This window comes from Citrobacter sp. Cy070, assembly GCF_030332245.1.
Lineage (GTDB): Bacteria > Pseudomonadota > Gammaproteobacteria > Enterobacterales > Enterobacteriaceae > Citrobacter > Citrobacter youngae.
In genome coordinates, this window is the sequence record NZ_JAOWIG010000038.1 from 1 (window position 1) to 18,901 (window position 18,901).

The following is an 18,901-nucleotide window of genomic DNA, read 5'->3' on the forward strand; positions in this document are numbered from 1 at the left end:
GCCGTAGCGCCGATGGTAGTGTGGGGTCTCCCCATGCGAGAGTAGGGAACTGCCAGGCATCAAATAAAAGCGAAAGGCCCGGTCGAAAGACCGGGCCTTTTGTTTTATCTGTGGTCTGTCGGTGAGCGCTCTCCTGAGCAGGACAAATCCGCCGGGAGCGGATTTGAACGTTGCGCAGCAACGGCCCGGAGGGTGGCGGGCAGGACGCCCGCCATAAACTGCCAGGCATCAATTAAGTGAAGAAGCCCATCCTGACGGATGGGCTTTTTTGCGTCTGTGCGGGGTGCACATTGCCGGACGCGGCGTACCGCCTTATCCGGCCTGCGCCGGGCTGAACGTATTTTGTAGGCCTGGTAAGCGCAGCGCATCAGGCAATTCTGACAGCCAACCTGGTTCTCTTCCTTCGAACATTTCTTAATCCTTTTCCTGCTAATTAAAATCGTGATCTATCTCTCATAATAAATTATAACAATTATGTAACATTTAATTTACTAAAACAGACATGAAACATCATTGATAGATTCATAAGATCCTGGCAGGGGTACAATTCTAATGGCTGATAGCAGTGTAACTGAGAACGGGGCGCTGGCAGATGGCGACACCCGTCGTCGTATATGGGCAATTGTTGGTGCATCGTCAGGGAATCTGGTTGAATGGTTTGATTTCTATATTTACTCTTTCTGCTCTCTCTACTTTGCTCATATCTTTTTTCCATCTGGAAACACCACTACGCAACTCTTACAAACCGCCGGCGTTTTTGCTGCAGGCTTTCTGATGCGGCCAATCGGGGGATGGCTTTTTGGTCGTATTGCGGATAAACACGGGCGTAAAAAGTCTATGCTGTTGTCTGTTTGTATGATGTGCATGGGATCGTTGGTGATCGCTTGTCTTCCGGGATATGAAACCATCGGCACTTGGGCTCCCGCGCTATTACTGCTGGCCAGATTATTCCAGGGGTTATCTGTTGGTGGGGAATACGGAACCAGCGCTACCTATATGAGTGAAGTAGCCGTTGAAGGTAAGAAAGGTTTTTATGCCTCATTCCAGTATGTGACGTTAATCGGCGGGCAGTTACTGGCATTGCTGGTTGTGGTCATATTACAGCAAACGTTAGAAGACTCGGCGCTAAGAGCGTGGGGCTGGCGTATTCCGTTTGCGCTGGGTGCTGTGTTAGCTATTGTGGCATTGTGGTTGCGTCGTCAACTGGATGAAACATCAAAACAGGATGTCCGTGCGTTGAAAGAAGCGGGTTCTCTGAAAGGGCTGTGGCGTAACCGCAGAGCCTTTCTTATGGTACTGGGATTCACCGCTGCTGGCTCGCTGTGTTTTTATACGTTTACGACCTACATGCAGAAATATCTGGTTAATACGGCTGGTATGCATGCCAACGTGGCCAGCGGCATTATGACAGCTGCATTGTGCGTGTTTATGCTGGTGCAACCGCTGTTCGGTGCGTTGTCAGATAAAATAGGCCGACGGACTTCAATGCTGTGTTTTGGCGCGTTAGCCGCGATTTTTACTGTTCCCATTTTGACCGCGTTGCAAAGCGTGACGTCTCCTTGCATGGCGTTTGCTCTGGTGATGTGTGCCTTGTTGATCGTGAGTTTCTATACGTCAATTAGCGGTATTCTGAAGGCCGAAATGTTCCCGGCGCAGGTGCGTGCTCTGGGGGTTGGGTTATCTTATGCGGTGGCTAATGCTTTGTTTGGTGGTTCAGCCGAATATGTTGCGTTATCCCTGAAGTCTGTCGGCATGGAGACATCATTCTTCTGGTATGTCACCGTGATGGCGGTGGTCGCATTCCTGGTTTCGCTGATGTTACACAGTAAGGGAAAAGGTTTACGCCTCTAATGGTGTGCCAGTTGCCAAACGGTATAGCCGGTTGATGCGCCCGCCACATCCCAGGCAAAGTCTTTCCAGCTCCAGCCGCTCCCAGCGGGGCGGCTATCCCACAGCTCTTTTGATGCACCCAGGCTGACTGAGAACATCAAACCGATAGCTGCGCTACGATCGCGATTGTTTCCCTGATGCTGTGCATACTCGTTCCCCGCTGCGGCAAGCATGGCCGAGGCGATAAAGTGTTGAGCTTTGTCTTGCCCACTCCAGCTGTCGTTAGCCATGTGGCTACAACCGGAAAGAAGCAAAATACTGGCAAGAATACACAGACGCACCGTTGCCTCCATAGGAAAAACCCCGTCGCTGGACGGGGTCTTGATTACAGAATACGGCTGATTAATCTGTCGATTCGAATACGGCGTAATCGACGGATGAGCTTACGTACTTTGACTGGATAGTCGGCAATGCTCTGCAGGTCGCGATAGTGTTTCACGACGGTGGTGTGCGTGCGGATAAGCTCCAGCTCTTTATCACGCTGAGGAGTCAGTTCCTGCTGGGGATCATGGATAAGAATGGCGTTTTCCAAATCCAGCCGCCAGGCGCGGGGGTTAAGATTATTGCCGGTAAGCAGCATCCATTTATCATCAACCCACATGCCTTTCAGATGATAGGTGTTGTCATCATCTTTCCATAAGCGCACGACCAACTGGTCGGTATTCACGTAATACTGCAGTCTGCTCAGGAAACGGCGCAGATTTATTTCATACAGATAAGGCAGCGCACCGATGATCTTGAATGGCTCATCTTCCGGAATGAAGAAGTCGTTGGCGGTTTTATCACCGACAATGATTTCGACCTTTTTCCCTTCACGCAGCAGTTGAATGATATTGCGCACCAGTATGGCGGGTAGGTTGAAATAAGGCGTACAAATGGTGAGTTTGTGCTCCGCGCAGGGCATGAGGTGGAAAATAGTCTTATTTAACAGACTGGATTTTCCGAGCCCAACCAGCGGCGTGACCGAAAGCTGTTCGTTATCCGCATCACCCTGAAAATGGAAGGATGCATCGCGCAATTCCTGACGGTACAGGCGGATATCATTTTTAATTTCCGGGCTTTTAGGACGATGGATATCATCGAGACGATTAACGCCGCGCCCATTCATCAGATTCTGCGTAACCCAATCGTACATTATATCGGCCATCTTCGCGTTGCGAATCAGCTGATAGCGGTCATAGCGGTATTTATCATGTTGGTGTAAGTAAACATCGTTCAGACTGGCCCCGCTATACAGGACGCTATCATCAATGATAAAGCCTTTAAAATGCAGAACACCAAGCGCTTCACGGGTGTTAATTGGCACGCCGTAGACAGGGATATCGATACCAGGATTTTCTTGCGCCATGCGGCAATACCAGTCAGCGTTGGTATTGGATGCCGCAACACCAATGCGTCCACGCTGGGCTCGATGCCAGTCGACAAGCACCCGGATATCCAGTTCAGGACGCTGCCGCTTTGCCGCATAGAGCGCGTCGAGTATGCCTTTACCGCCGTCATCCTGTTCCAGGTACAGCGCAATAATGCAGATCCGTCGCGTCGCGCTGGCTATTTTCTCCAGCAGAGTCTCCCTGAAATTTGCGGGAGCATAAAAGAAATCTACATCATCAACTGACTGAGAAATCTTAGGTAGTTGGGCAAGGTGTTGTTGATGTTTATTACGCTTAAATTTTGACAACATCACAGTGCATTTCTTCTCTGTTCATTGAAGGGTCCTCTGTGCTTTGCAGACGACATAAGCGGGCAATGATACCACCAGTACCCATTAATGTGGTCAACATTTCCAGTACCTTACTCACGATTCCTCATATTGGGCCAGATTCAGCGTTAGCCCAACAATTCCCTCTTCGAGCTGGACATCGACATCAAACCCGAGTTTTCGGGCCAGGGCGACCATCCCCCGATTGTTTGGCATCGTAATACCATTTAAACGTCTAAGTCCGTGATCTCGGGTGTATGCAATCAACTTTTCCATCAACCGACGACCTAAGCCCAGCCCTTTGAGGTCAGAACGAACCAGCACGGCAAACTCGGCGTCAACGTTATCAGGATCCGAGATTGCCCTCGTTACGCCGAGGATCTCTTGCTGATTATCTTTACAGCGTACTGCCACAAAGGCCATTTCCCGATCGTAGTCGATCTGTGTCATATTGGCTAAATCTTCGTGGGTAAATTCGTTTATCTCACTGAAATAGCGATAATAAAGATCTTCTTTCGTTACCTGAGATATGAACTGCTGCAGATGAGGCTCGTCCTCCGGCAAAATGGGACGGAACAGGCAGCGATCGCCATTTTTCAACTCCACCCATTCTTCAAGCTGATGGGGATAAGGGCGTACCGCCAGCCTGCTTTCGTTATCGCCCGTGAAAGGGGCAATATCCAGTGTGACGTCCAGTGCAGTAAATTCCCCAGCAGAGGCCAGTAGAGGATGGATATCCAGGCGCTGAATTTCCGGACAATCGACGATCAGGTTGGAGACCTGGACCAACAGTTGGCTTAAACCTGCAATATCTAAGGGCCGTAGTGCGCTGCGAGCGCGGATCTTTTTGTTTTTGATCCCCTGGATCACCAGATAACGCGCCAGATTCATGTTCAATGGCGGCAAGGCCACCACGGCTTGCTCGTCTGGACGCCACTCAACCCCGCCTTCGCCCAGCATAATCAACGGGCCAAACACAGGGTCATGTTCAACGACGACGCGCAGTTCCTGAGCGCCAGCGCGATTTGCCATACTTTGTACTAATAAACCGTGAATGCGCGCCTGCGGCCAGGCCATTTTTACCCGATCAAAAATCGCATTGGCTGCCTGCTGCACCTCTGTTGCCGTACGCAGATAGAGCATTACCCCCTGAACTTCCGATTTATGCGGGATATCAGGAGAACGCAGCTTCAGTGCTACCGGGTAACCGATTTGTTCTGCGATATGTACGGCTTCTGCACTGTCGCTGGCGATCCATGTCGGCAGTGTGTGTAAGCCATAGGCGTGTAAAATCGGCTGCACTTCATGGGTATCCAGCGATGTCGCTCCCTCAGCAATCGCCTGCTGTAACAGACTATGCGCTTCGGCGGTGTTAGTGGTCAGGCTATCGGGTAGGGCTGGTGTTTCTCGCAGTTGCTTCTGGTTACGCCGGTACTCCACCATATGCATAAATGCAGTGATAGTGCCTTCCGGCGTACGATAGGTGGGTAATCCGGCTTCACTAAACAGCCTGCGGGCTTCCTGGGATGAAAACTCGCCGCACCAGTTGGTCAGCAACGAGACGAACTTGCCGCGCGGATGGCGCTTTACCGCTTCGATCAACGCTTGCGCGCTTTCGGTTCCGGGGGCGGCTGCGCTGGGTGAGTGAATCACCATCAGTGCGTCGAAATCCTGACTGGCGAGTAAAATATCCAGTGTCTTGACGTAATGTTCGCTGCTGGCATCATCACGCAGATCCAGTGGGTTGGCGATATCCACGTGAGCAGGTAGGGCATCGCGTAATTTCTGGCAGGTTTCTTCACTCAGCGCGGCCAGCTTACCGTTTCGCGACCACAGTTCATCTAATGCCAGCGCCGCGGGAGCGGCCCCATTGCTGATGATCATCAGCCTGTCGCCACGTAGCGGACGCATGTGGCTCAGGGTTTCGACTGCCGAGAAAAGCTCATGAGTGTCCTGAACGCGCAATAAACCAGCGCGTTGAATCGCCGCATCCCAGGCCGGGTCCATTCCGGCACTGGTATGCAGTAAACGCTGCGCTGCAGGGCTGCGACCGCTTTTAATCACCAGAATAGGTTTATTGCGCGAGGCGCTACGCGCGGCGGAGACAAAACGCCTTGCATCGCTTAAATGTTCGAGGTAGAGCAATATCGCGCTGGTTTTGCTGTCGCGGGCCAGGTAATCCAGCAACTCATCAACGTCGATATCCAGGCTGTCACCCAGCGCGATAAACCAGGAAAAACCCATGTCGCGCTGCTGCGCCCAGTCCAGAATGGTGTTGGAAATCGCAGCCGACTGGGAAATAAATGCCAGCTTGCCGCGCTTGATGGGGACGGGGGAAAAGCTGGCGTTAAGCCCCTGCCAGGGCGCGAGAAGTCCCAGACTGTTGGGCCCCAGCAGACGTATGTTGTAGCGTGATGCACAGGCCAGCAGCTCCGCGTGTTGCGCCGTGGGAGCCGAGAGAATAATGCAGGTTTTGCAGCCTTTCTCGCCAAGTGCTTCGAGCAACGTCAGGTTGCGGCTGGCATTGGTGCACAACACGGCGAGATCGGGGCTAAAAGGCAGGCTGCTGATATTGGGCCAGGCCAGTACGCCCAACACGGCTTTCCAGGCGGGGGTCACTGGTAAAACGGGGCCGTTGAACCCTCCTGCCAGCAGGTTACGCATCATCAGGTATCCTGCTCGATTGGGCTTCATTGACGCCCCAATCACGGCAATGGATTTCGGTCGCAGTAGCGCTTCCAGACCACGTTGACTCATATCGGCTTCCTTAATGACTCCAGTGACCGAATGATTTTAAACGCTTTCTGTTGAGTCTGCTGTGACGCTTCCCTGATGTTGAGTTTTTCCTGCCAGGTAGCGTGTTTTAAAGCGCGTGAAGTGCTCACCTAATCCTTCGGCTGCCTGCGTATCACCTGCCAGATCCAGTAAAGCAATTGCCACTTCGGCAGTGCAATATTGCCCCTCGGCATGGACTTCGCGCAGATGGTAAGCGGAGAGGCGTGATAAATCGACGGAGATCACCGGCAGGTTATCAAGGTACGGGCTTTTGCGGAACATTTTGCGTGCTTCTGGCCAGGTGCCATCAAGCATAATGAATAGCGGTGGTTTACCGGCTGGTGGTGTGAAAATGACCTCACGCCCCTCGTCGGCATAAGATGCCGGGAATACGACCATCGGCTGATAATCCGGATTTTTCACCAGTTCAAGCAGCGCCTGCGGTGGCTCGGTGCGTGACCACTGAAAAGCCGTTGTTTCGGGCAGGATATCGGCAATTAAACGCCCGGTATTGCTGGGCTTCATCGGTTCGGTATCAAACATCACCAGGCAAAAACGGCTTTTCGCCTGAGTTGGCGTCAGCGTTTCACACAGGCACAGTTTCAGCGGCAGCAGGCAGCGCTGACAGCGACGGATGCGATTACCTCGGGCAAGAAAAGGGCGCGTGGCGCGCGCAAGACGCTCGGCACGTAACTGGAGAACGGCGTTATTGGTCATCGGGAAGCACGTTGAAAAATGCTATTGTCTCAGAGGACAAAACGGGGCACAAGATGTGCCCCGCAGAGTTTATAATGATTCGTTAAGCCAGCTATCAAACGGAGCCTTAGGTACGGCGCCATTAAGCATGTCGACGATTTCACCTTTTCTGAAGATCATGATGGTCGGGATGCTGCGGATACCGAAGCGGGCGCTGAGCTCACGTTCGGCTTCCGTATTCACTTTAACAAAACGTACTTTACCGCTACGTTCTTCCGCGACATCTTCAAAAATCGGGGCGAAGTTACGACATGGACCACACCAGGGGGCCCAAAAATCAACCACCACCGGGAGATCGTCTTTTAACAGTTTATCCAGTGTTTCACCGGTCGCATTGATCACCTCCCCATCAAACAGGTCGTGACCACAGCGTCCGCATTTAGCCGCTTCCTGGACACGATCGTCGGGGATGCGGTTGATAGCCTGGCAGCTGGTACAAACGGTATTCATAACTAACCTCTGGATGAGTGGAGTGGACTTCACGGCAGTAACGCCAGTATGTTTCTATTATGTTACATATTATCGGGGAGTCTGTTCTAAACAACAATGCGTTTTATTCAATGAGTACAATAGTCCTTAGCTTTTAAATGAAATAATGGCTAACGACGTGCACATCGGGTAATCTGCGCGCTTCGCGCAGAGCAGGTGGAGAAAAACATGAGCGACGAACTGAAGAACAAAAACGGCAAGGTCAAAGTGATGTACGTCCGCAGTGACGATGACTCGGATAAACGCACCCAAAATCCACGTACTGGTAAAGGCGGCGGTCGCCCCGGTACTTCCCGAGCCGAAGGCGGTCGTCGCCCTGCCCGTGATGACAGAAAGGGTCCGAACAGCGAACGAGGCCGTGAACGTGGTCGTGACCGCGATGTTGAACGCGATCGTAAACGTGAAGATTCGCCATGGCGTACCGTGTCCCGCGCCCCGAGTGATGACGCAGCGGAAAAAGCCGATCACGGCGGTATCAGCGGCAAAAGCTTTATCGATCCGGAAGTATTACGTCGCCAGCGCGCGGAAGAAACTCGCGTTTACGGTGAGAATGCCTGTCAGGCTCTGTTCCAGAGTCGTCCGGACGCTATCGTCCGCGCCTGGTTTGTTCAGAGCGTCACCCCGCGCTTTAAAGAAGCATTACGCTGGATGGCGGCAAACCGCAAAGCCTACCACGTGGTTGACGAAGCCGAACTGGCGAAGGCCTCCGGCACTGAACACCACGGTGGTGTCTGTTTCCTGATTAAAAAACGTAACGGTACCACCGTTAAGCAGTGGGTTGGTCAGGCGGGCGCGCAGGATTGCGTACTGGCGCTGGAAGATATCGCCAACCCGCATAACCTGGGCGGTATGATGCGTAGCTGCGCACACTTCGGTGTGAAAGGCGTGGTGGTGCAGGATGCGGCGCTGCTGGAATCGGGTGCGGCTATCCGTACCGCTGAAGGGGGGGCTGAGCACGTTCAGCCGATTACCGGTGACAGTATTGTCGATGTGCTGGACGATTTCCGTAACGCGGGTTACACGATAGTGATGACCTCAAGCGTGAAAGGTAAACCGCTGTTTACGACCACGCTGCCGGAAAAAATGGTGCTGGTATTAGGGCGTGAGCGTGAAGCTCTGCCGGAAGCGGCATGCTCAGCCGACGATTTGTGCGTGGCGATTGACGGTACCGGCAACGTAGAAACGCTTAACGTTTCTGTTGCGACCGGCGTGCTACTCGCGGAGTGGTGGCGTCAGAACAAAGCCTGATAATAAAAATGCCAGCGAATCGCTGGCATTTTTTTACTCGCTTTCTGCGGGTAATACCGGCATCCAGTCAATCGGTTTTTCACCTCGTTGTTCCAGCCATTCATTAGCCAGTACAAAGTGATTGCAGCCAAAGAAACCGCGATGTGCAGAGAGCGGTGATGGGTGTGGCGCTTTCAACACATGGTGACGCTGCGCATCAATAATCGCGCCTTTCTTCTGAGCATGTGAACCCCAGAGCAGGAAAACCACACCTTCCCGATGTTGGTTAATCAGGCTGATGACTTTATCAGTAAACGTTTCCCATCCCAGACTGGCATGCGAATGCGCCTGACCCGCCCGAACGGTGAGAACGGTGTTGAGTAACAATACGCCCTGGCGTGCCCAGCTTTCCAGGTATCCATGTGTCGGACGGGTAAATCCCGGGATGGTGGCTTCCAGCTCTTTATACATGTTCAGTAGTGACGGCGGAGTGGCGATGCCAGGGCGTACAGAGAAGGCGAGACCGTGTGCCTGGCCTGGGCCGTGGTAGGGATCTTGTCCCAGAATGACAACTTTAACGTCGCCAAGCTCAGTAAAGCGAAACGCGTTAAACACATCTTTTTGCGGTGGATAGATTGTCATACCCGACTGACGCTCGCCGGCAACGGTATGCAGCGTGTTAACAAAGTAAGGCTGCTGTTTCTCTTCAGCCAGCACATCGTGCCAGGTTAATTCGGTGGCCATCTCGCTCTCCTGCGAATTTTCAATCCTCCTAGCTTAACTGCTTCTGTCGACGTCGCAAAATTCTGTACGTTTCTCAAAGCGCTACCTCTTAAAGATAGTTGAAAATTTATGTAAAAAGTTTAGCTGTGTACATGGCGTAAGTTGATGTAAAACAATAAAATCCACCTATCACCACTTTTCATGTGTGGTTTTTATTGATTTAAATCAAAGATTCAAGGGTGTGTGAGGGGTATATATACACTCAAGCAACAATGGTTTTACCAATTGGCCGGATGACGGCCAACCGAGATCAAATAATTTTGCCGGGGAGGCATCAAATGATTACAGGTATCCAGATTACTAAAGCTGCAAACGACGACCTGCTGAACTCTTTCTGGCTGCTGGACAGCGAAAAAGGCGAAGCACGCTGCATCGTTGCGAAAGCAGGTTTCAATGCTGATGAAGTCGTTGCTGTCAGCAAACTGGGCGAAATCGAATACCGTGAAGTACCGGTAGACGTACAGCCGGAAGTCCGCGTGGAAGGTGGTCAGCACCTGAACGTGAACGTTCTGCGTCGCGAAACGCTGGAAGATGCAGTTAAGCATCCGGAAAAATATCCGCAGCTGACCATCCGTGTTTCTGGTTATGCAGTGCGTTTCAACTCTCTGACCCCAGAACAGCAGCGCGACGTTATTGCTCGTACCTTTACTGAGAGCCTGTAAGGCTCGCGGGGAATAACCCCGCTTAGCAGAGAATCTACAAGCGGAAGACGCCAGTGCGTCTTCCGCTTTTTTGTATCCGTTAGTAAAAAATCCTCACCGCACAATACACCAACAGTAATGCCAGAATGATATTCAACTGCCGACCGTAACGGCGAAAGATGCGCTGAAAAAGATGGCCCGCCAGCGCCCAACAGGCATTCCCGAAGGTGCCGATGAGCGCCAGCAGAATACTCACTCCAATCAACCAGTGCGCGTCCTGTGTATACGGCAATACAAATGTGGATAACGCGGTAATGCCGTACAAAATGATTTTGACGTTCACAAACTGCAAACCAAAACTCGCCCAAAAGCTAATCGGTTCCGCCTGCAGGCTATCGTTTGAGGCTGGGCCGGTGGCGATTTTCAGCGCCAGCCATAAAATGTAGGCTGCCCCAGCCCAACTGAGCCAATGGATGATGGCAGGATCCATGACGGCCAGCGAAAACGAGATCCCGGCGCACAGCAGCATGACGATTAAAAAGCCCAGACTCATTCCGGCCAGTACACGCGTACTCTGACGAAAACCGTGTGACGTCGCGGCACTGAGCGCAAGGATGTTGTTTGGTCCGGGGGTTAGCGCGGTAATCAATGTATAGGTCCAGAATGCACTTAAAAGGGTGGGGGTCACTTGTTATCTCCTCTGTTTTGGTAGACAGTACCCGAGACAAAATATTTAAAAAAATGAATGTTTTTGCATTCTGAATTCGATATTTTCGATGGGTTGGTGCGAATGGATTTACGTCGGTTTATTACGTTAAAAACGGTAGTGGAAGAGGGCTCATTCCTTCGGGCTTCACAAAAGCTTTGCTGTACGCAATCAACCGTAACGTTTCATATTCAACAGCTTGAACAAGAACTCTCAGTACAGCTATTCGAAAAAATTGGCCGGCGGATGTGTCTCACCAGTGAGGGCAAACGGCTGATGCCGCATATACATGACCTGACGCGTGTGATGGCATCGATCCGTCAGACGGTGCAACAAGATGCACAGCCGAGCGGCGATCTCCGCGTCGCAACCGGAGAAACGTTACTGGCCTATAAAATGCCGCAGGTTTTACAGCGTTTTAAACAACGCGCTCCCAATGTTCGGTTGTCCCTACAGTCGCTCAATTGTTATGTCATTCGTGATGCCCTGCTGGACGATGAGGTTGATCTGGGGGTGTTTTATCGGGTTGGGAATGATGAGGCGCTTGAGATGCTGTCACTGGGTGAACAGTCACTGGCGCTGGTCGCCTCTCCGGCTCTTCAGGATGTTGATTTCACTCAGCATAATCAGCATATTCCCTGCAGTTTTATCATTAATGAACCGCAATGTATTTTTAGACAGCGTTTTGAAAGTCTGCTGCGTAAGCGGCAGATAACGCTGGAAAATACTATTGAGCTATGGAGTATCGAAAGCATCAAGCAGTGCGTCTCTGCGAATCTTGGTGTCAGTTTTTTACCGCGGTTTACCGTTGAGAAGGAATTACACTCAGGAGAATTAATCGAGTTGCCGTTCAGTGAAAAGCCTGAACGGATTACCGCATTGTGCGCACATCATGCCGGAAAAGTCGTTAGCCCGGCGATACGGGTTTTTATGGAATGTATTACAGAGAGCTTTGCTGCGCATGAAAAAATGCCGGGCTAAACGGCCCGGCATTCGGTTTACTCTTTGTCGGACTGCTGGGTAGCAGCTCCGCTCGGCTTACGACGTTTGCCGATATTTTTGGCGTCGCGGTGACGTTTTTTCACCCGCGGCTTCTCTTTCTCTTTCGCTTTTTTCTCGGCGCGCTTCGCCAGCACTTTCTTGGATGGCTTACCGTTGGATTTCTCACTTGGCGCGCGCGTGGTTGGACGCAGTTCGTCGATGACGCGTGCTTTCAGCGGCTCGTCAATATAGCGGCTCGCTTTGCCGAGCAGCAGGTGGTCATGCGCTTCAACCAAAGAGATTGCAGTACCTTTACGCCCGGCACGACCGGTACGACCAATGCGGTGCAGATAGGCATCGCCACTGCGCGGCATGTCGAAGTTAAACACATGGCTGACGTCAGGAATATCGATCCCGCGAGCGGCAACGTCGGTGGCTACCAGCACGTTCACGCGACCATCGGTCAGGCGTTTGATCGCTTCGTTACGTTTGTTCTGCACCATCTCGCCTTCGAGATAGCAGTTATTAATGCCTGCCTGGCGCAGCCAGCCAGCCAGCTCGTGCACACGTTCGCGTTTGCGTACAAAGACAATTGAGCGGGTCGCTTCCGGCTGTTTTAACAGATGGATCAGCAGGGCAGTTTTGTGCTCGATATCATCGGCACGGTAGTAAAACTGATGGATCTTCTTGCGTTCGCGGGTGGACGGATCCGCCGAGACTTCGACAGGATCTTCCAGCAGACGCTCGGCAAAATCTTTGATCGCATCGCCTTCCAGGGTGGCGGAGAACAGCATCGTTTGCTTACGCCAGCGGGTTTCACCGGCGATATGTTCGATGTCCTGGGCAAAGCCCATGTCCAGCATACGATCTGCTTCATCGAGAATTAGCGTCTCAACCGCATGGCAGTCGAAGTTTTCTTCTTTAATGTATTGCAGCAGACGACCAGTGGTGGCGACCACGATGTCCTGGTTTTCGCTAAAGACTTCCATGTGGTTCATGTAAGCCACGCCGCCGGTAATGGTGGCAATATCCAGATGCGTATTTTTGGCCAATTCACGGGCGTGTTCGGCAACCTGCATCGCCAGTTCGCGCGTCGGTGTCAGGATTAAAATGCGCGGTGGACCTGATTTCTTGCGCGGGAAGTCGAGCAAGTGCTGCAACGCTGGCAGCAAATATGCCGCCGTTTTACCGGTGCCTGTCGGCGCAGAACCAAGTACATCACGGCCATCGAGCGCAGGCGGAATGGCGGCAGCCTGAATGGCGGTCGGGCGAGTGAAACCTTTTTCCTGGAGGGCTTCCAGCAGGCTTTCATCGAGTTCAAGTTCGGAAAAAGTCGTTACAGTCATGTTCTACCTCTGAGTGGGGCGCTGATTATAGACGTTACGGCTGCAATCTTCATCTGTTTGTATGGATATACCTTCTCAGGTATTGTTTTTATCCTATGTTATCGTTTTTTTTCCAGGAAGGTTGTTCTTCATGCCCCAGTCTACATCCGTACTTAGACGTAATGGATTTACTTTTAAGCAGTTTTTTGTGGCACACGATCGTTGTGCAATGAAAGTCGGAACGGACGGCATTTTATTGGGGGCCTGGGCCCCCGTTGCGGGCGTAAAGCGGATCCTGGATATTGGTACCGGGAGCGGTCTGTTGGCGCTGATGCTGGCCCAGCGCACTGATGAAAACGTCATCATTGATGCTGTGGAACTCGACGTTGACGCCGCGCAGCAGGCGCAGGAGAACATCGCGCAATCTCCGTGGATGCATCGCGTGAGTGTTCATACAGAAGATGCGCAACAGTGGATACCGCGCCAGACCGTGCGTTTTGATTTGATAATCAGCAATCCCCCCTATTATGAACAGGGCGTGGAATGTGCTACGCCGCAGCGCGAGCAGGCACGCTACACCACCACGCTCGATCATCAGGCATTGCTTACGCTGGCGGCGGACAGCATTACGGAAGAAGGCTTTTTTTGTGTAGTGCTACCGGAGCAGATTGGTAACGCATTTACTCAGCAGGCGCTTAGCATGGGCTGGCATCTGCGATTGCGCACAGATGTAGCAGAAACCGAGGCCCGTCTACCGCATCGGGTATTGCTGGCATTCTCCCCGCAGGCCGGGGAGTGCTTTAGCGACAGGTTGGTTATCCGTGGGCCAGACCAACGTTACTCTGAAGGTTATACGGCGCTGACCCAGGCATTCTATCTGTTTATGTGATGACTGAGCGGCGAGAGAATTGACGGGCCCGCCTCTGGAAGCTGTTCTGGATAATCCAGCGTGTAGTGCAGGCCCCGACTCTCTTTGCGCATCATCGCGCAGCGGACAATCAGCTCGGCAACCTGCACCAGATTGCGCAGCTCCAGTAGGTTGTTCGACACACGGAAATGGGCGTAATACTCGTCGATTTCCTGTTGCAGCATGGTGATACGGCGCAGGGCGCGCTCCAGACGTTTAGTGGTGCGCACGATGCCGACGTAATCCCACATAAACAGCCGCAGCTCATGCCAGTTATGCTGAATGACAACCAACTCATCCGGGTTTTCTACCCGGCTTTCATCCCAACCCGGGAGCGAGTTAACGCCGCGGGCATAAGGCATTCTGCGGTCAATATCTTCCGCCGCAGACCAGCCATACACCAGACACTCCAGCAGCGAGTTCGATGCCATGCGATTGGCGCCATGCAGGCCGGTATAGCTCACTTCGCCGATTGCGTATAAACCGTCGACATCAGTGCGGCCAAAGTCATCAACCATCACACCGCCGCAGGTATAGTGCGCGGCAGGAACGATGGGGACCGGCTCTTTGGTCAGATCGATGCCCAGTCCCAGCAATTTTTCGTAAATCATCGGGAAATGCTGGCGAACAAACTCTTCGGGCTTATGGCTGATGTCGAGGAACATACAGTCAGCGCCGAGGCGCTTCATTTCGTGGTCGATGGCACGGGCGACAATATCACGTGGGGCCAGCTCGCCGCGCTTGTCAAAGTCGGGCATAAAGCGTGAGCCATCCGGGCGTTTCAGGTGTGCGCCTTCGCCGCGAAGCGCTTCAGTCAGCAGAAAATTGCGCGCCTGTGGATGATACAGCGCGGTTGGGTGAAATTGGTTAAATTCCAGATTGGCGACGCGGCATCCTGCGCGCCAGGCCATCGCAATACCGTCGCCCGAAGAAATATCCGGATTGGTGGTGTATTGATACACTTTAGAAGCGCCGCCAGTGGCCAACACTACCGACTTCGCATGGCAGGTCTCAACGGCTTCTTTATTACGATTCCAGATCCAGGCTCCGACAACCCGACGCGTCCCCGGTAGACCAACTTTATCTGAGATGATCAGGTCCACGGCGTTACTGCGCTCCAGTACCCGAATATTCGGATGACTTTGCGCCTGGCTGACCAATGTGGTTTCGACCTCTTTACCAGTGGCATCTGCCGCATGCAGGATTCGTCGATGGCTATGGCCGCCTTCTCGGGTCAGATGATAGCTCTCTTCGCCATTGGGTTGAACCTGAGTATCAAATAAGACGCCTTGATCAATTAGCCACTGGACACACGAGCGGGCGTTACTGGCTACAAACTCAACGGCATGACGATCGCAAAGACCGGCCCCGGCAATCAGCGTGTCTTCAACGTGGGAGTCAATGCTGTCGGTTTCATCGAAAACAGCGGCGATGCCACCCTGAGCATAAAATGTCGAGCCTTCACTAACTGGCCCTTTGCTCAGGACAATGACCTGATGTTTTTCAGCCAGGCGTAGCGCCAGTGAGAGTCCGGCAGCCCCGCTGCCAATGATCAGCACGTCACAGGATAATTCGGGAGTCGTATTCATGATTTTTGTTTAATTTACTAAACATTGTTCGTTCACCATAGCACCATACTGCGCGATACTGCACGTTTTATTTTCAAACGTGTTGCAATGACTAAACATGAAAGAAAAACATGATGAGGGTGAAATAGGCAAAAATATTTTGTGAAGCAGGCCGTTAGCATCAGATTATGTGATGAAATAAAGTGCCCGTTGGGTTACTCTGCAAGCGGTGAAATGGGCATTTCTGTACAGATAGTGCGTTGATCGGGTTATGTAGACTTATAATGAGAGATAAGACCTGTCTACAACATGACAAACAAAAACAAATGCGTAACGGAACTTTACGAAACTTGAGCACTCTAAGCTTTTGCTTGCTCATAGTGAAGCTTATGGAGTGGCGTTTCGAAAGCGCGTGGAAATTTGGTTTGGGGAGACTTTACCTCGGATGAGCGAGCAGTTAACGGACCAGGTCCTGGTTGAACGGGTCCAGAAGGGAGATCAGAAAGCCTTTAACTTACTGGTGGTTCGCTACCAGCATAAAGTGGCGAGTCTGGTTTCCCGCTATGTACCGTCGGGCGATGTTCCCGATGTTGTACAAGAAGCATTTATCAAGGCCTATCGTGCGCTGGACTCGTTCCGGGGAGATAGTGCTTTTTATACCTGGCTGTATCGTATTGCAGTCAATACAGCGAAGAATTACCTGGTCGCTCAGGGGCGTCGTCCTCCTTCCAGTGATATAGATGCGATAGAAGCAGAAAATTACGAAAGTGGCGGTGCGCTGAAAGAAATTTCGAACCCTGAGAACTTAATGTTGTCAGAAGAACTGAGACAGATAGTTTTCCGAACTATTGAGTCCCTCCCGGAAGATTTACGCATGGCAATAACCTTGCGGGAGCTGGATGGCCTGAGCTATGAAGAGATAGCCGCTATCATGGATTGTCCGGTGGGTACGGTGCGTTCACGTATCTTCCGAGCGAGGGAAGCTATTGATAATAAAGTTCAACCGCTTATCAGGCGTTGACGATAGCGGGATACTGGAAAAGGTATTAGGCATGCAGAAAGAAAAACTTTCCGCTTTAATGGATGGCGAAACGCTGGACACTGAGTTGCTCAAAGAGTTGGCTCATGACCCGGAAATGCAAAAAACCTGGGAGAGTTATCACCTGATTCGCGATTCCATGCGAGGTGATACCGCCGACGTTCTCCATTTCGATATTTCCGACCGCGTAATGGCTGCTATCGCAGATGAGCCAGTACGTCAGGCGGTGCCATTGATCCCTGAGGCCCAGCCAGCACCGCATCAGTGGCAGAAAATGCCATTCTGGAAGAAAATGCGTCCGTGGGCCGCGCAGCTTACCCAAATGGGTGTGGCCGCGTGTGTATCACTTGCAGTTATTGTTGGCGTCCAGCACTATAATGGACAATCTGAAACGTCCCAGCAGCCCGAAACGCCGGTATTTAATACATTACCGATGATGGGTAAAGCCAGTCCGGTGAGCCTGGGTGTACCTTCTGACGCGACTGCCAGCGGCGGTCAGCAACAGCAGGTACAGGAGCAGCGTCGTCGTATTAATGCCATGTTGCAGGATTACGAACTGCAACGTCGACTGCACTCCGAACAGCTTCAGTTTGAGCAGGCGCAAACACAGCAAGCCGCTGTCCAGGTGCCAGGAATTCAAACTTTAGGAACGCAATCGCAGTAATGAAGCAACTTTGGTTTGCCATGTCACTTGTGGCTGGTAGCCTGTTCTTCTCTGTAAACGCCTCGGCCAATCCTGCGTCCGGGGCGTTGTTGCAGCAGATGAATCTGGCCAGCCAGTCGCTCACCTATGAGCTGTCATTTGTCAGCATCAATAAGCAGGGCGTTGAATCCCTACGTTATCGCCATGCCCGCCAGGACAACCGCCCTCTTGCACAGTTGTTGCAAATGGATGGACCGCGTCGGGAAGTGGTGCAACGTGGCAACGAAATCAGTTACTTTGAGCCAGGACTCGAACCGTTCACGCTGAATGGCGACTATATTGTTGATTCTCTGCCATCCCTGATTTACACCGATTTTAAACGTCTTGCACCCTACTATGATTTTATCGCGGTAGGACGCACGCGTATTGCCGACCGACTCTGTGAAGTTATCCGCGTGGTAGCGCGTGACGGTACGCGTTACAGCTACATCGTCTGGATGGACACCGAAACCAAGCTGCCAATGCGTGTCGATCTCCTCGATCGGGATGGCGAAACGCTTGAACAATTCCGCGTTATCGCCTTTACCGTCAATAACGGGGTTAGCGACAGCATGCAGACGCTGGCGAAAGCAAACCTTCCGCCGTTACTGTCAGTTCCTGCGGGGGAGAAAACGAACTTCAACTGGAGTCCATCGTGGTTACCGCAAGGCTTCAGCGAGGTTTCCAGCAGTCGACGCCCGCTGCCGACAATGGATAACATGCCGATTGAATCGCGCCTGTATTCTGATGGCCTGTTCAGTTTTTCTGTGAACGTGAACCGCGCGTCGCAAAACAGCGCCGATCAACTGCTGCGTACCGGACGTCGAACGGTCAGTACTACCGTGCGGGATAATGCCGAAATCACCATTGTGGGCGAGCTCCCGCCGCAAACGGCAAAGCGTATCGCGGATAATATTAAGTTCAGGGCCGCGCAATGATTAAAGAATGGGCAACAGTCGTCTCCTGGCAAAATGGTCTGGCGACGGTCAGCTGCGATGTTAAAGCATCGTGTAGCAGCTGCGCGTCGCGGGCTGGATGTGGCAGTCGTGTGCTGAACAAACTGGGGCCGCAAACAACGCATACTATCGTGGTACCCAGCGATAAACCGCTGACGCCTGGGCAGAAAGTTGAACTGGGTATTGCCGAAGGGAGCCTGTTAGGCTCGGCGATGCTGGTTTATATGTCTCCGCTGGCGGGACTCTTTATTTTTGCTGCGCTGTTTCAGGTGCTGTTTGGCAGCGATATCGCCGCACTCAGCGGGGCGATACTGGGCGGTGTGGGGGGATTCCTGATTGCGCGAGGATATTCCCGTAAGCTTGCTGAGCGCGAAGCCTGGCAACCGGTTATTCTCAACGTAGCTCTCCCGCCCGATCTGATTCGTGTTGAAACCCCGCAGTGATATCTTTGCCTGATGGCGCTGCGCTTATCAGGCC

19 protein-coding genes are annotated in these 18,901 nt (G+C 52.3%); 10 read left to right on the plus strand and 9 right to left on the minus strand.

Translation table 11 applies throughout. From position 1 onward, the window contains the following. Positions 1-552 precede the first annotated feature (552 nt). The gene (locus OGY19_RS02915; RefSeq protein WP_115601641.1) at positions 553-1,851 is read left to right on the plus strand and encodes an MFS transporter; all 1,299 of its coding nucleotides are present in this window, start codon (positions 553-555) and stop codon (positions 1,849-1,851) included. Here the strand turns inward: OGY19_RS02915 and OGY19_RS02920 are convergent. The 5 genes from OGY19_RS02920 to trxC all read right to left on the minus strand — a co-directional run bounded on the left by OGY19_RS02920 (position 1,848) and on the right by trxC (position 7,570). After that, positions 1,848-2,183: a YfiM family lipoprotein gene (locus OGY19_RS02920; protein WP_233605542.1), complete on the minus strand. Its 336-nt coding sequence runs from the start codon at positions 2,181-2,183 to the stop codon at positions 1,848-1,850. The genes OGY19_RS02915 and OGY19_RS02920 overlap by 4 nt on opposite strands. Before the next feature lie 32 nt (positions 2,184-2,215). Then, positions 2,216-3,571: a CDP-diacylglycerol--serine O-phosphatidyltransferase gene (gene pssA / locus OGY19_RS02925; RefSeq protein ID WP_048210877.1), complete on the minus strand. Its 1,356-nt coding sequence runs from the start codon at positions 3,569-3,571 to the stop codon at positions 2,216-2,218. Between the two features lie 114 nt (positions 3,572-3,685). Then, the gene (locus OGY19_RS02935; RefSeq protein ID WP_115601642.1) at positions 3,686-6,346 is read right to left on the minus strand and encodes a bifunctional acetate--CoA ligase family protein/GNAT family N-acetyltransferase; all 2,661 of its coding nucleotides are present in this window, start codon (positions 6,344-6,346) and stop codon (positions 3,686-3,688) included. 36 nt (positions 6,347-6,382) lie between these two features. Next, positions 6,383-7,081 (minus strand): tRNA-uridine aminocarboxypropyltransferase, encoded by a 699-nt coding sequence (gene tapT / locus OGY19_RS02940; RefSeq protein WP_048210879.1) that lies wholly within the window; start codon positions 7,079-7,081, stop codon positions 6,383-6,385. Between the two features lie 69 nt (positions 7,082-7,150). Then, positions 7,151-7,570: a thioredoxin TrxC gene (gene trxC, locus OGY19_RS02945; protein WP_003037559.1), complete on the minus strand. Its 420-nt coding sequence runs from the start codon at positions 7,568-7,570 to the stop codon at positions 7,151-7,153. 207 nt (positions 7,571-7,777) lie between these two features. On the opposite strand from trxC, the gene OGY19_RS02950 reads away from it, so the two are divergent. Next, entirely contained in the window at positions 7,778-8,857 is a 1,080-nt protein-coding gene (locus OGY19_RS02950) for a tRNA/rRNA methyltransferase (protein ID WP_048210880.1), read from the plus strand. A 33-nt stretch (positions 8,858-8,890) separates the two neighbouring features. Here the strand turns inward: OGY19_RS02950 and ung are convergent, their stop codons facing one another. Further along, entirely contained in the window at positions 8,891-9,580 is a 690-nt protein-coding gene (gene ung / locus OGY19_RS02955) for a uracil-DNA glycosylase (RefSeq protein WP_003037561.1), read from the minus strand. Positions 9,581-9,897: 317 nt separating this feature from the next. Here ung and grcA point away from each other — a divergent pair, with 317 nt between their 5' ends. Beyond that, complete coding sequence (gene grcA, locus OGY19_RS02960) at positions 9,898-10,281, plus strand: autonomous glycyl radical cofactor GrcA (protein ID WP_003037563.1); 384 nt, start codon at positions 9,898-9,900, stop codon at positions 10,279-10,281. A 79-nt stretch (positions 10,282-10,360) separates the two neighbouring features. On the opposite strand, the gene eamB is transcribed toward grcA, so the two are convergent. Further along, complete coding sequence (eamB, locus tag OGY19_RS02965) at positions 10,361-10,948, minus strand: cysteine/O-acetylserine transporter (protein ID WP_115601643.1); 588 nt, start codon at positions 10,946-10,948, stop codon at positions 10,361-10,363. Positions 10,949-11,050: 102 nt separating this feature from the next. Here eamB and OGY19_RS02970 point away from each other — a divergent pair, with 102 nt between their 5' ends. After that, positions 11,051-11,947, plus strand: a complete 897-nt coding sequence (locus OGY19_RS02970) for a LysR family transcriptional regulator (RefSeq protein ID WP_115601644.1) — start codon at positions 11,051-11,053, stop codon at positions 11,945-11,947. Positions 11,948-11,964: 17 nt separating this feature from the next. On the opposite strand, the gene srmB is transcribed toward OGY19_RS02970, so the two are convergent. Then, positions 11,965-13,293 (minus strand): ATP-dependent RNA helicase SrmB, encoded by a 1,329-nt coding sequence (gene srmB, locus OGY19_RS02975; protein ID WP_061068367.1) that lies wholly within the window; start codon positions 13,291-13,293, stop codon positions 11,965-11,967. 130 nt (positions 13,294-13,423) lie between these two features. Here srmB and trmN point away from each other — a divergent pair, with 130 nt between their 5' ends. Beyond that, complete coding sequence (gene trmN, locus OGY19_RS02980; RefSeq protein ID WP_048215761.1) at positions 13,424-14,161, plus strand: tRNA(1)(Val) (adenine(37)-N(6))-methyltransferase TrmN; 738 nt, start codon at positions 13,424-13,426, stop codon at positions 14,159-14,161. On the opposite strand, the gene nadB is transcribed toward trmN, so the two are convergent. Beyond that, positions 14,146-15,768 (minus strand): L-aspartate oxidase, encoded by a 1,623-nt coding sequence (nadB, locus tag OGY19_RS02985; RefSeq protein WP_061068365.1) that lies wholly within the window; start codon positions 15,766-15,768, stop codon positions 14,146-14,148. The two genes, trmN and nadB, sit on opposite strands and share 16 nt — an antisense overlap. 263 nt (positions 15,769-16,031) lie before the next feature. On the opposite strand from nadB, the gene rseD reads away from it, so the two are divergent. From rseD to rseC, 5 genes are read left to right on the plus strand one after another with little or no spacing between them, the layout of a single operon-like run. After that, the gene (rseD, locus tag OGY19_RS02990; protein ID WP_124022090.1) at positions 16,032-16,196 is read left to right on the plus strand and encodes a rpoE leader peptide RseD; all 165 of its coding nucleotides are present in this window, start codon (positions 16,032-16,034) and stop codon (positions 16,194-16,196) included. Then, positions 16,193-16,768 (plus strand): RNA polymerase sigma factor RpoE, encoded by a 576-nt coding sequence (gene rpoE, locus OGY19_RS02995; protein ID WP_003037573.1) that lies wholly within the window; start codon positions 16,193-16,195, stop codon positions 16,766-16,768. The genes rseD and rpoE overlap by 4 nt, the downstream gene beginning before the upstream one ends. Positions 16,769-16,799: 31 nt before the next feature. Then, positions 16,800-17,450, plus strand: coding sequence for an anti-sigma-E factor RseA (gene rseA / locus OGY19_RS03000; RefSeq protein WP_005130332.1), 651 nt, complete (start codon positions 16,800-16,802; stop codon positions 17,448-17,450). Continuing rightward, the gene (rseB, locus tag OGY19_RS03005) at positions 17,450-18,406 is read left to right on the plus strand and encodes a sigma-E factor regulatory protein RseB (RefSeq protein WP_048210886.1); all 957 of its coding nucleotides are present in this window, start codon (positions 17,450-17,452) and stop codon (positions 18,404-18,406) included. The genes rseA and rseB overlap by 1 nt, the downstream gene beginning before the upstream one ends. Then, on the plus strand, positions 18,403-18,867 hold the full coding sequence (gene rseC, locus OGY19_RS03010) for a SoxR-reducing system protein RseC (protein WP_286596224.1): 465 nt from the start codon (positions 18,403-18,405) through the stop codon (positions 18,865-18,867). Before rseB ends, rseC begins: the two co-directional genes overlap by 4 nt. Positions 18,868-18,901: the final 34 nt, after the last annotated feature.